At 55.3% G+C, this 15015-nt stretch carries 1 pseudogene; it reads left to right on the top strand.

Annotated features, from left to right (window positions below):
* Positions 1–64 precede the first annotated feature (64 nt).
* Positions 65–15015 (top strand): annotated as a pseudogene (locus tag KDW_RS36055) (amino acid adenylation domain-containing protein).

A 15015-nucleotide genomic window follows, 5' to 3' on the forward strand; every position in this document is an offset into this window, starting at 1 on the left:
AGCACAGTTGTTATGAGCGGGGTTCACGGTTGTTTCTCAATAGTAGGCTATACGGAGGAAGCTTATGAGTGAAGCTTTGAATAATGATAATGCAGAAAAACTTTCTATCAAGCATGGGGGACACTTATTAACAACAGCAGAACAGCCAACCACGCTTCCCGAAGCATTGCATGCAACTGCTATTGTGCATCGTAAGAGCCGGGATATTATTTATTTACAATCTGATGGCTCGGAGTTGCACAGATCATACACCCAGTTGTGGGAAGATGCGCTGAGTCTGATGCGTGGCCTGCGGCGTGCAGGATTACAGCCGCAAGATACTGTCATTCTGCAACTGGCAGACAATGAGCAATTTATTCCCATGTTCTGGGGATGTCAATTAGCCGGATTGGTTCCTACTCCACTGGCGGTTCCCCCGACTTATATACAGCCGAGTAGTGCGACGTATAAAATCCAGGATGCCTGGACACTGCTGGACCATCCGGCCGTGGTCACAAATCATGATATGTTACCTGAATTGCTGGATTGGGCGAAGGCTCAGGGCTTAGAGCAATTTCAGGCTTTTGCAATTGAAGATCTTTTTGAGCATGAGGGTGACAGTGATTGGCATCATGCGCAACCTGAAGATCTGGCACTTCTCCTCTTAACCTCCGGCAGCACCGGTGTACCAAAGGCGGTCATGCTTAAGCATCGCAATATTTTGAGCATGATCACTGGCATGATTCAGATGTACAGTTTTTCAGATCAGGATGTGACATTTAACTGGATGCCATTTGATCATGTCGGAGGCATTGTAATGATGCATTTGCGCGATGCCTATCTGGGGTGCCTGGAGATCAACGTTGCCAATCAGGCGATCTTGCTCGATCCACTCCAATGGTTGGATGGGATTGATCATTATCGCGCAACTGTCACCTGGGCTCCCAATTTCGCCTTTGGGCTGATCACCGACTACACGGACGAGATTGGTAGTCGGCGCTGGGATCTCTCCTCGATGCATTCTATGTTTAATGGTGGTGAAGCGCTGGTGGCGAAAGTGGGGCGTCGGTTTTTAGCGTTGCTAGAGCCTCACGGTCTGCCTGTTGATGCCATACAACCTGCCTGGGGCATGTCTGAAACCTCTTCCGGCGTGATCTTTTCACACAACTTTTCACGTGCGACTATTCGTGATGAGGATGATTTTGTCGAAATCGGAATCCCTATTCCAGGTCTTTCGATACGCATTGTGGATGATGACAATCAGCTCCTTGTCGAAGGCGCAACGGGTCGTTTACAGGTCAATGGTCCCTCTGTTACCAGCGGCTACTATAACCGGCCAGAGCTCAATCAGAGTGTGTTTACTGATGACGGCTGGTTTGAGACCGGTGATCTTGGATTTATGCGACACGGACATCTTACCATTACTGGCCGCACGAAAGATACCATTATCATTAATGGGGTTAACTATTATAGCCATGCAATTGAAGCAGTTGTTGAAGAACTGCCAGAGATAGAGACCTCGTATACTGCTGCCTGCGCTGTGCGTAAAGATAGTGATACCACCGATCAACTCGCGATCTTCTTCGTGGTCGCTTTTCCACATGAGGATCGTCAACTAGCCCAACTTCTCAGAAAGATACGGCAGCGGATCACCCAGACTGTTGGTGTGACGCCTGAATATCTGTTGCTCGTGGAAAAAGAAGATATTCCCAAAACTGGTATTGGTAAGATCCAGCGTGCGCAGTTAAAACAAGCTTTTGAAAAGGGTGAGTTCGCTGGCTTACTCAAAAAACTGGATCATGTCAGTCGTGGTAGTGGGTGGGCTACGCAAGAAAAACAGGTAGCCAACAACGTAGTAAAGCTGACAAAAGCAGACATACAGGGGTATCTGATCGATTTTTTTGTCGAAAATCTGAATATTGCGCGTGATTCAATCGAGCCAGCTACGGATATCCACAGCCTGGGTGTCAATTCCATCATGATGATGAAACTCATGCGTGCATTCGAGAAGGGTCACCGGATCAAGATTACGGCACGAGAGCTCTTCAAATATCCAACCATTCAATTATTAGCGACGTATTTAGCTGAAAAGAGCGAGAAAAGCACTGCCTCGCCCCCTCAAGCGGCGGCTAGCACTGCCAGTACAAAGCGAGAAGAGCACAGAGAAAAACCAGCGTCCCTCAGTCCTCTTTCCGAAGTTCAAAAAGGCTTATGGACGCTGCAGAAAATGTCCCCAGAAATGAGTGGGTATCATTTGCCGTTGTGTCTCCGGTTTTCTTCTCAGTTGGATATCGCCAAAATACAGCAAGCCTTTCATCATGTCCTGGAACAGCATCCGATTCTGACGAGCGTTATTGAAGAAGAAAAGGGCATACCCTACCGGAAAAATCGTTCACCGCGATCGCTGACCTTCTCACTGGAAGATATTTCCGCCCTGGCAGAGCCTGAAATCCTTCCCTATCTTAGAAGTAAAGTCAAAGAGCCATTTATTTTAAAGCAAGGCCCTTTGATGCGCGTCTATATTATGTCCCGGTCTGCAGAGGAACATTTCTTACTCGTAGTGATTCATCACATTATTTTTGACGGCAGTTCTTCCGTGACGTTTATGCGTAGCCTGTTAGAGAGCTACAAACATCTCTTACAAGGAGAGACGCTAGCAGAGCCTCCTCAGGCGACGACATATGATGATTTTGTCGTATGGGAACAGGGCATGCTGGCCAGTGAAGAAGGGGAGCGATATCGTGCTTACTGGCAACAGCAACTGTCGGGACCATTGCCGACGCTCCGGCTACCTGCCGATCGCCCAGAGACTGCCAACCAGATGTTTACAGGACGTGTGTATGCAAGATCCTTCTCCCCTGAACTGACCGAGCGCATCAAAGCTTTTGCCCAGGGACAAGCCAGAAACGTCTCGACTGTTTTATTGGCCAGTTATATGCTGTTGTTGAGCCGCTATTCGGAGCAGGAGGAGATTATTGTCGGTATGCCAGTCATGGTACGACCTGAAGAACGCTTTGACACTTTGATTGGCTATTTCCTTAACATGCTACCGATACGCGGCCGGGTTCTGAGAACAGAATCATTTGTTACTTTTTTGAATACCTTACAGTTGACTCTGCTCGACGGGTTAGATCATGCCCCCTATCCTTTTCCGCGCATGGTTCGAGCGTTGAATATGGCGCATACTCCGAGCGCTGCCCCGCTTTTTCGTGCGGCATTTTTCTATCAAAATTATCTGCAATCCATAAGCTACAAAGAAATGTTCAGCCAGTATAAGCCTCTCTTTTCGGTGGATTTCGTTGAAGGGATTCACCAGGAAGGAGAATATGAATTGGTATTTGAGCTCCTGGATGAAGAAGATGGCATGGGTTTGAACATCAAATATAGTGCTGATTTATTTGATGATGCGACCGTGGCGAGCATGTTTGATCGCTATATGCGTTTAGTTGAAGCGATTATGCAGAATCCTGCTCTGACCTTGAATGAATATTCCTTGATGTCTGAGGATGAAAAAAATACTCTTCTTCATGCCTGGAATGATACACAGGAAGATTATCCTCAGCTGTGTTTTCATGAATTGTTTGAGCAGCAGGTACATAAAACGCCTGATGCTAAGGCCGTTTTCTACGAGCATGACTTCCTTACCTACCGGGATCTGCACGCAAAAAGCCACCTCCTGGCCCTCTATCTGCAAGAGCAAGGCGTGGGCCCAGATAGCCTGGTAGGAATTTGCACTGAGCGTTCTCTGGATATGAGTATCGGGTTAATCGCTATTTTAATGGCGGGCGGGGCATATGTACCTTTAGATCCCGAATATCCTGAGGAACGGCTCTCATATATGTTAGAGGATAGTGACGTTCCTATTATCCTTACGCAATCCCGGCTCAGGAAGAAATTTGATACATTGGCCGTGAAGCGAGCAGAAGTGATTACGCTGGATCAGGACTGGGAGAAAGTTGCATCGGTTGCGCATGGACGACAGGCGCTGAAGCGGGAAGTACAGCTGGACCACCTGGCTTATGTGCTTTATACCTCAGGAAGTACTGGGAAACCCAAAGGGGTAATGATTCCCCATCGAGCGCTCACAAATTTTCTTGTTTCAATGGCTCAAAGACCCGGCTTGTCTGCACAGGATAGACTGCTTGCTGTAACCACATACTGTTTTGATATCGCAGGGCTTGAGCTCTTTTTGCCTTTGATGATGGGTGCGCAATGCTATATATGCGGATCCGACAAAGTAAAGAATGCGGAAAAGCTCAAGCTGGAAATTCAACATATCAAGCCGACGATAATGCAAGCGACCCCGGTCACATGGACCATGCTTTTCCAGGCTGGTTGGAAAAATGAAGAGCGCGTAACGATTCTATGCGGAGGTGAAGCGCTCCCTCCAAAGTTGAAGCAGCATTTTGTACGTACGGATAGCGAAGCATGGAATATGTTTGGCCCCACCGAAACAACCATCTGGTCTATGCTTCAGCGTATCCAGTCCGACGAACTGATAACAATCGGTCAGCCAATTGCCAATACACAGATCTATATCGTGGATTCCTATCTGAATCCTGTCCCCATCGGGGTTCCTGGCGAGCTGTGTATCGCCGGCGTGGGGCTTGCGCGAGGCTATTATCGCCAGCCCGCCCTGACCGCTGAGAAGTTCGTGGAGAATCCCTTCCAGGCAGGCAGCAGGCTCTACAAAACCGGTGACCTGGCTCGCTGGCTTCCCACGGGCCAGATTGAATATCTTGGACGCATCGACACGCAGGTCAAGCTGCGAGGCTTCCGGATTGAACTGGGCGCGATTGACAGTCGGATCGCGGAGCATGCAGGGGTGCAGGAGGTCGTGACCGTGGTCCATCAGCACCAGGAGCAGAAAAAACTGGTGGCCTATTATACCGCGCACGAGCCCGCGCCAGCGGTGGAGGCGCTGCGTGCGCATGTGAAAGCGGTGCTGCCCGACTACATGGTGCCCGCGCATTTCCTGAGACTGGATACGCTGCCGCTTACCCCCAACGGAAAGATTGACCGCAAGGCATTGGAGCAGCGGGCGCTGGCCCTGCCACGACCAGAGGGACGGACGCGCCACGTCTCCCACAGCCAGATTGAAGCGATCCTGCGGGAGATCTGGCGAGAGGTGCTCCAGGTAGAGGAAGTGGGGAGCGATGACGGCTTTTTCGACGTGGGCGGAGATTCATTGCTGGCGGTGGTGGTGGCCGAACGGATCGCGAACGTCCTGGCGTGTCCGTTCGGCGTCACGGACCTGTTTGCGTACCCCACCATTCGCGCCAGCAGTGCCTATCTCGCGCGCCAGCAAGAGCCGGTGTTGCCAGCCATGGACGAGAGCGCGATCACCACGGTGGTCAACGAGTCCCCCGCGACCCGGCGCGCCCTGCCTGACTATTACGATACCAGCGTGGCGGTGATCGGCATCTCCTGCCAGTTTCCCGGGGCGAACAGCTATCGGGAATTCTGGGAGAACCTGTGCGCAGGCAAAGAAAGCCTGACCTTTTTCCGCGCGGAAGAACTGCGCGAGATGGGTGTGCCCGAGGAGTTGATTGCCAATCCCCACTATGTGCCGGTCCAATCCACCATCGCGGGCAAGGACCTCTTCGATCCAGGGTTCTTTCATCTCTCGCCCAAGGATGCCGAGTTGATGGACCCGCAACTGCGGCTCTTATTGCTGCACTCCTGGAAAGCTATCGAGGATGCCGGTTATGTCAGCCGGCAGATTCCCCACACCAGCGTCTACATGTCGGCCAGCAACAATGGGTATCGAGCGCTGTTGCCGGCTGAGACAACCCAATATTTTGATAGCCCCGATGGCTATGTCTCCTGGGTACTGGCCCAGAGCGGGACCATCCCGACCATGATCTCGCATAAGCTCGGGCTTCGAGGGCCGAGCTATTTTGTGCATGCCAACTGTTCCTCGTCGCTGATCGGGCTGCATGCCGCCTACCAGAGCTTGCAAGCAGGTGCGTCCACCTACGCCCTGGTGGGCGCCTCGACCATTCATACCCAGTCCCAGGTCGGCTATGTGCATCAGCCCGGCCTGAATTTTTCCAGCGATGGCCACATCAAGGCCTTTGATGCCGCGGCAGATGGGATGGCTGGCGGTGAGGGCGTGGCGGTGATCGTGCTGAAGAACGCGGTGGCAGCGGTCAACGACGGAGATCACATCTATGCGCTATTGCGCGGCATCGGCGTGAATAACGATGGCGCTGAGAAGGTCGGCTTTTATGCTCCCAGTGTGAAAGGGCAGACAGACGTGATGCAGCAGGTGCTGGCGGCGACCCAGGTTGATCCAGCGACCATCCATTACCTGGAAGCGCATGGCACTGGTACCAAACTGGGGGATCCGATCGAGTTGGCGGCCTTAAAAGCGGTGTATCCGTCCCAGCACAGCGGGCAGCCCACGTGTGGTCTGGGCTCCGTGAAAAGCAACCTGGGACACCTGGATACGGTCGCGGGGCTGGCGGGCAGCATCAAGGTGGTATTAAGTCTCGCACGCAACGAGCTGGTTCCCAGCATCAACTATCGAGAGCCGAATCCGGCGCTGGAGCTGGAACACTCGCCATTTTATGTGGTGACGGAGCGGCAGGCGTGGAAGCAGGGAGCGGAGGTGCAACGCGCGGCCCTGAGCTCCTTTGGACTGGGCGGGACCAACACACATGCGATCTTCGAGCAATATCGGCCCTCAGAGGAGGCGCGGGCAGTGGAGGAAGGAGGACCATATCTGCTCCCATTGTCGGCCAGGAACAGCGGACGCGTGCGGGCCTATGTCCAGGAATTGCTGGCCTTTGTGCAGACAGCGGGATGGGAAGAGGAAGGGACCCTGAGGGATCTGGCCTATACCTTGCAGGTGGGGCGAGAAGCGATGGAGAGCCGGGTGGTGTTTGTGGCGCATGATCAAGAGGAATTGAGCCAGCAACTGGCGGCGTTCATGGCGGGCAAGGAGGAGATTGCCGGGTGTCTGCGTGGGGATCGCCAGCAAGGCAACGACATATCGTGGTTGGAGGAAGACGACGATAGCCAGGCTCTGATTCAGACATGGATGGTGAAAGGTAAGGTGCACAAACTGGCGGAGCTCTGGTGTAAAGGCATGACGATTGATTGGCGACAACTCTATCCGCATGATCTGCCACGACGTATGAGCGCGCCGACCTATCCATTTGCTCAAGAGCGCTACTGGCCACAGACCAGCCAGCGTGAGCAGCAACCGACACCCGGAACGTCTCTGCTGCATCCGTTACTGCATCAAAACACGTCAGACCTCTCAGAGCAGCGTTTCAGCTCGACCTTTTCAGGACAGGAATTCTTTTTATCCGATCATGTTGTGAGAGGAAAGTCGGTCTTACCGGGCGTGGCCTATTTGGAGATGGTTCGCGTGGCCGTGCAACGGGCTACACGGCTTCAAGACGCTGAGGATACCAGCATACGGCTTAACCATGTCGTGTGGGTGCAACCCATTGTCGTAGATAAGCAGCCAGTGCAGATCCATATTGGCCTCTTTCCCGAAGATAAGGGAAAAATCGCCTATGAAATCTATAGTGATGCTGATAATGGTACCGATCCAATTGTGCATGGACAGGGGAGCGCGGAATTAATCTCCAGGGCAGAGGTTCCGGCATGGAATCTTCTTGACCTCCAGGCTCAGTGCAAGCAAAGCGTGCTGTCACCGGCCCGGTTCTATGAAGAGGCAAGAGAGAGAGGCATAGCTTTTGGACCTGCATTTCAATGTATTACCCAGACGTATGCAGGGCAGGGAGAAGTCTTAACCAGGCTCTCATTACCTGCTCCTCTCGCGGCGGCCCAAAGTACCTATGTTTTGCATCCCAGCATGATGGATGCAGCTTTGCAGACAGCAACCATATGTATCATGATGGGATTAACCCAAACAAAGCTGCTCCTCCCCTTTGCGCTTGAAGGACTTGAAATATTTGGCGCGTGTACTTCTGCTATGTGGGCCTATGCCCGGCATAGTCAAGGTAATAAAGTCGGGGATGCGGTCCAGAAAATAGATGTTGACCTGTGCGATGAGGCAGGGGCGGTGTGCGTCCGGATCAAAGGGTTTCTCGACGAGAGTTCTGGACGGCGAGGTGCACCCGGCTGACGCCCTATCCCACGCAGAGCCTCTGCTGCTGGAGCCCGTGTGGCAAGAACAGGCCATCACGTCAGCGACGCCAGATGTGTCCTATGATGAGCATCTGGTGATCCTCTGCGAAACCACCAGCGCAGCGCGTGAACGACTCACCTCCCAGCTGCCGGATGTGCGCGTGCTCACCCTGCATGCTGACAGCGGCAGTGTCGCCGAGCGTTTTCAGCGCTATGCGGGCCAGGTGTTTGAGCAGATCCAGGCGCTTCTGAACCAGAAGCTGCCGGGTCACGTCCTGGTCCAGATTGTGGTCGCCACGCATGGTGACCAGCAACTATTCGCTGGCCTGGTCGGAATGCTCAAAACCGCCCGCATCGAGCATGCCAGACTGATCGGCCAGCTCATCGAGCTCAGCAGCGAAGAAGAGCTGGCGCAACTGTCCCACCTGGTTCAGGCCAATCGCCTGTGTCTGGGGACCGGCACATCCGCTACATCCATGGTCAACGTTCCGTCGCCGTCTGGCGTGAAATTACCCCGGATGGCGGCGCCCGGCATCCATGGAAAGACCGAGGGGTCTATCTGATCACGGGGGGAGCCGGTGCCCTGGGACGGCTGTTTGCCCGAGAGATCGCGCAACACGCGCAGCACGTGAGCCTGATCCTGACGGGACGTTCTGCGCCGGGTGCCGAGACGGAACAACAGCTGGAGGAACTGCGTGGCCTGGGGGCACGGGTGACCTATCGCCAGACGGACGTGAGCGAGCAGGCAGCAGCCCGGCTCCTGGTGCAGGAGATCGAGGCGGAGTACGTACAACTCAACGGCATCATCCACAGCGCGGGCATCATCAAGGACAACTACATCGTCAAGAAAACGCAGGCAGAACTGCAAGAAGTGCTGGCCCCCAAGGTTGTTGGCCTGGAATACCTGGACGAGGCGAGTAAAGAGCTGGAGCTCGACTTCTTCCTGTTCTTCTCATCCGTCTCCGGGAGTCTGGGCAACGCGGGCCAGGCGGATTACGCGATGGCCAATGCCTTTATGGATGCATATGCCGCATACCGCCAGACCCTGACCACGTTCAAGCAGCGGCATGGCAGGACACTTTCCATCAACTGGTCCTTGTGGAAAGAAGGCGGCATGCATATCGACGCGGAAACCGAAAAAATGTTGCTGCAAAATCTAGGGATGGTTCCGCTACAAAAAGAGAATGGCATCAAGGCTCTGTATCAGGCTTTGGCCTCAGACAAGAGTCAGGTACTTGTATTTGACGGTCATGTTGAAAAAATCAAGCAGAAACTTCTACTATCTCCAGTGCCAAAGGAGCCGCAGCGAGACAATGAGAGAAGGCACGAAATCAATGCGAGTACGGAGACAGAGAATCTCTTTAACAAAGTGCTTGAGTCTTTAGTACAGATTGCATCAAATATTTTGAAAGTTAGTGCTCAAGATATTGATATAGATACAGAACTGGGTGAATATGGATTCGATTCGATTTCGTTTACCGTATTTGCCAATCAAATTAACCAGGAACATCGCTTAGAACTGGTTCCTACCATCTTCTTTGAGCATGGAAACCTCAAAAGCTTGATAGAGTTCCTGTTAAAAGATTATCGGTCCCGGTTGCTGGAAAAATTTGCGCAGCCTGCAGACCTGGCGGCTTCTCAAGCTGTGATTGAAGTCGTTCCTGATCAAAAACCAGCTGAGCCGTCTATTGTCACCAGAAAAAGAAGTCGTTTTGCTACCAGGTCGATTGTGCTGCACGAGAAGCACAATGAAAGCGATGTCGAACCTATTGCGATCATCGGGATAAGTGGAAAATTCCCGGGTGCTGACGATATCGATGAATTCTGGAAAAACCTTAGCGCCGGAAAAGATTGCATCACGGAAATTCCCGGTGATCGTTGGGATTGGCAGGAGTATTACGGGGATCCGGCCACCGAGGTTAATAAAACCAACATTAAATGGGGCGGCTTTATCGATGGTGTGGCTGAGTTTGATCCATTATTCTTTGGGATTTCACCACGAGAAGCCCATTTTATCGATCCGCAGCAGCGTCTGTTGATGATGTATGCCTGGAAGGCGATCGAAGATGCTGGTTATTCGGCGCAGGCGCTTTCGGGCACAAAAACGGGCGTCTTCATTGGTACCGGAAATACCGGTTATAAAGACTTGTTTTATCAAGCCAATCTGCCTATCGAAGGGCACGCAACGACTGGCAACATGATTCCTTCCGTCGGTCCCAATAGATTGAGCTACTTCCTGAATATACATGGTCCCAGTGAACCTATCGAAACCGCGTGTTCAAGCTCGCTCGTCGCCATTCATCGTGCCGTTTCAGCAATGGAGAGTGGAAGTTGCGACATGGCGATTGTCGGAGGGGTGAACACCATCCTCACACCAGAAGCTCACATTAGTTACAGCAAGGCTGGCATGCTCAGTAAAGACGGACGCTGTAAAACCTTCTCCAGCCATGCAAATGGTTATGTGAGAGGTGAAGGTGTTGGGATGATCATGCTGAAGAAGTTGAAAGATGCTGAACGAGATAGGGATCATATCTATGGCATCATTCGCAGTACGGCAGAAAATCATGGTGGGCGAGCCAATACCCTGACGTCACCTAATCCAAAGGCGCAGGCTGATTTGTTAGTCACGGCATACAAGAAAGCCAACCTTGATCCCAGAACCGTCACCTATATCGAAGCGCACGGAACTGGCACCGAACTGGGTGATCCGATTGAAATCAACGGATTGAAAGCAGCCTTTAAAGAGCTGTATCAATCTACAGCGGATTCAGATGTGAATGATCATCGTTGTGGATTGGGATCAGTGAAAAGCAATATCGGTCACCTGGAACTTGCCGCAGGTATTTCAGGCGTTCTTAAGATCTTATTGCAAATGAAGTATAAGACGCTAGTCAAAAGCCTGCATTCCGACGTTCTTAATCCTTATATTCAGTTGAACGATAGCCCATTCTATATTGTGCAAGAAAACGACGAGTGGAAGACGATCCAGGATGGAAAAGGGCATGCTTTGCCGCGTCGAGCCGGTGTGAGTTCATTCGGAATCGGGGGTGTTAATGCCCACATCGTGATTGAGGAATATATTCCCAGGGAGAATGAGGTCGCGCCAGCGACAAGTTCTCCTCAGCATCCAGTCATCATCGTCCTATCTGCGAAAAACGAGCAGAGGTTGCAAGATCAGGCTGGACAGTTGCTGGTGGCAATCCGTGAGCGGAAATACGCTGATACAGATCTTAGCCGTATTGCTTATACACTTCAGGTTGGGCGTGAAGCCATGGAAGAACGCCTGGCTTTCATTGTTGGAACTATGGCGGAACTGGAAGAGAAGCTACAGAAATTTGTCGCAGGCCAGGACGGCATTGACAATCTCTACCGCGGACAGGTGAGCCGCAATAAAGATGTCCTGGCGGTGTTTGTGGTGGACGAAGATATGGAAAAGATTTTCGATATCTGGATAAGCAAACGGAAATACGCCAGACTGGTGGACCTCTGGGTTAAAGGCCTGCATATCGATTGGACCCGGCTCTACGGTGAGGATCGTCCTCGCCGCATCAGCCTGCCAACCTATCCGTTCGCCCGCGACACGTACTGGCTTCCCGATGCTCCCCGCCTGCGCCGGACCGTCCACCGCGTCCGACGGCCCCGGCTGGCCGCGACGAGGGCGCGGCGTCCCGGGTCACCCGGCTGCTGACGAAACAGTGGGAGCTCTGTCCTGCCGTCCCACGGGAGGGAACGGCGCAGACCCGTACCGTGGCCCTGCTGACCACGACAGAGACGGCGTCGCTGGCTGCTGCGGTCGCGGCGTTGGTGCCGCACGCCGAGCTGGTGGATGTGACGTGCCTGGATCACCCGGACCGCTCCGCGCGTGCTGGTGACTGGACGCGCTTTGATGGTGTGATTGATCTGGTGGGCTGTGGCTACGAGCCGGAGCGCGGCAGCGGCTGGCTGGTGTGGCTGCAGCAGTTGATTGCCCACGGGGAGAAAGGGCGCCTGCTGCTGCTGGGCGTGACCCGAGGCCTGGAACCGTTCGGTTCGACGACCAGCAACCTGACCGGGGCCACCCGGGCGGGGCTCTACCGCATGCTGTCCCATGAATATCATCAGTTGCGGGCCCGGCATATGGATGGGGACGCCAGCCGGCCCGAGGCGGAACTGGCTGCGCAGATCGTCGCGGAGTTCCGCGCCGAGAGCGACGCCCTTGAGGTGTGTTATCGCGCGGGCCAGCGCTACCGTGCCCGCCTGGCCCCGAGCCCCGAGCTGGTTGTGGACCGGCCGAGTGCGCCGGTGGCCTTTCCCGCCGAGCATGTGCTCCTAATCACCGGAGGCACTCGTGGGCTGGGCGCGCTCTGTGCGCAGCACATGGTGCGCCACTATGGCGTGAAGCGGCTGGTGCTCACGGGCCGCGAGCCCTGGCCGGAGCGGGCGCAGTGGAAGCAGGTGGGTCAGCAGGACTCCGAGCTGGCCGCGAAGATCCGCCTGGTGCAGCGCCTGGAAGCAGAGGGCGTGCAGGTCCAGGTGCTGGCGCTGCGCCTGTCGGACGCGACGGCGGTCCAGCAGAGTCTGGACGCCATTCACACGACGTTGGGACCGATTGGGGGCGTGCTCCACTGTGCCGGGCTGATCGATACCGACACCCTGGCCTTTGTGCGCAAAGACCCGGCGCAGCTGCAGGCGGTGCTGGAGCCCAAGGTCGCGGGGCTCACCACGCTCTATCAGCACCTGCGCCGGGAGCCGCTGCGTTTCTGGGTCCTCTTCTCATCGGTCTCCGGGACGATCCCGGTGCTTGCCAGCGGACAAGCGGACTATGCGATGGCCAATGCGTATCTGGACTACTTTGCCGCCGCCCATCAGCAGGACGGACCGCTGGTGAGCATCCAGTGGTCGAACTGGAAAGAGGCGGGCATGGGAGAAGTGACCAATCGAGCCTATCGCGAGACGGGACTGCAGAGTCTCACGAACGCGGAAGGCCTGCGGTTGCTGGACCAGCTGCTGGGTGAGCGTCAGCACGCGGTGGTGTTGCCGGCGGTAGTGGATCTGGCGCAGTGGCAGCCTGAGACCTGGCTGCGCGCGCCCAGCGATGCTGCCCGCGCGCCTCGTCGGGTCGCGCCCGGGGGCGAGAGCCCGGTGGCGGCTCCCCGTGCCGAGGACCTGGTAGCGGCGACACACACCTGGTTACGCATCCTGTTCTCCGCAGAGCTGGGGATTGAGCCGGCCCACTTGGAGCTGGATGAACCGGTGCAGGAATACGGGATGGACTCGATTATCCTGGCGCAGATCGTCCAGCGCATCAACCAGCAGTTGATGGTCACGCTTGATCCGTCGATTCTGTATGAATATCCAAGCATCGCTGGCTTTGCGAGCTGGCTGCTGGCAACGCATGCCGACGCGCTGGCGGCGCTGCTGGCTCCCGCTGCGTCGCCGAGCCCGGTGACGACCCCTGGCGTCAGCACGGGCAACGACGCCGTGGCCCCTCCGGTGGTCGTCGAGCGTCCCGTGCCGCCACCCCCCCAGCCGTCGTGGGGCAGGCAGGGAGGCCTGCGGACCGGCCCGCTATGCCCGCGACAGAAGATATCGCGGTAGTCGGTCTCTCCTGCCGCTTTCCCGGTGCCGAGACGCTGGAGCGCTATTGGGAGTTGCTCGCGAGCGGCCGCAGCGCCATTGGGAGCGTGCCGCCGGAGCGTTGGGGGTATCCACCCCTACTACGCGGGCCTGCTGGAGACCCTGACCACGTTTGATCCCGCCTTTTTCCTGCTCGCGGACGAGGACGTGCAGGCGATGGATCCCCAGGCCTTGCTGGTGTTAGAAGAGTGCCTCAAGCTGTGGTATCACGCCGGCTACCGGCACGAGGAGATCAAAGGCCAGGCGATCGGGATCTATCTGGGCGGTCGGAGCCAGCATCAGCCGGGTGACGCGCGCCTGCGCGAGGCCAGGAATCCCATCGTCGCCGTGGGGCAAAACTACTTAGCGGCGAATCTGTCACACTTCTTCGATGTGCGCGGTCCCAGTGTGGTCGTGGATACCGCCTGTTCCTCGGCCCTGGTGGGCTTGAACATGGCGATCCAGGCCTTGCGCAGTGGCGAGATCGAAGCGGCGGTGGTCGGAGGCGTGAGTGTCTTGCCAACCGAGGCGACCCATCGCCTCTTCCAGCAGCGTGGTCTGCTCTGCAAGACGGATGCCTTCCACCTTTTTGACGAGCGGGCCGATGGGATCGTGCTGGGGGAAGGGGTTGGCATGGTGTTGGTGAAGACGGTGCGGCAGGCCCAGCAGGATGGCGATAGCATCTATGCGGTGATCAAGGCGACGGCCGTCAATAACGATGGACGGACAGCAGGTCCGGCCACGCCGAACCTGCAGGCCCAAAAAGAGGTCATGCAGACCGCGCTGGCGCGCAGTGGCAAACGGGCGGAGGAGATCAGCTATGTGGAAGCCAACGGCTCAGGATCGATGGTGACCGATCTGATCGAGCTCAAGGCGATCCAGGCAGTGTATGGGGGATGTGGGATGCGGTCATTGGGGCTGGGATCCATCAAGCCCAATATCGGCCATCCGCTGTGTGCCGAAGGGATTGCGAGCTTGATCAAAGTGGTGCTGATGTTGCAGCAGCGCCAGCAGGTGCCGTTTTTGTCGGGGGAGCAGGAGATGCGGCATTTCGATCGGGAGGCAGCGCAGATGACGTTCAGCCGCACGCTGACAGACTGGACGGCGGTGCCGGCGGTCGCGGCGATCAATAGCTTTGCGGACGGGGGAACGAATGTGCACGTGATCCTCGAAGGGTGGGAAGAGGAAAGAGAGCGGACCGTGCGCCGGCACCCGCTGCCGCCGCCGACCTTACAGAAACGAGCGCTGACCATCCCGGTCACACCGAAACCAGAGATGCAAGGACCAGCTACAGATAAGGCAAACATCTGGGACACTTATGAAGTGGAGATCTAA

It is taken from the genome of Dictyobacter vulcani (genome assembly GCF_008974265.1).
Lineage (GTDB): Bacteria > Chloroflexota > Ktedonobacteria > Ktedonobacterales > Ktedonobacteraceae > Dictyobacter > Dictyobacter vulcani.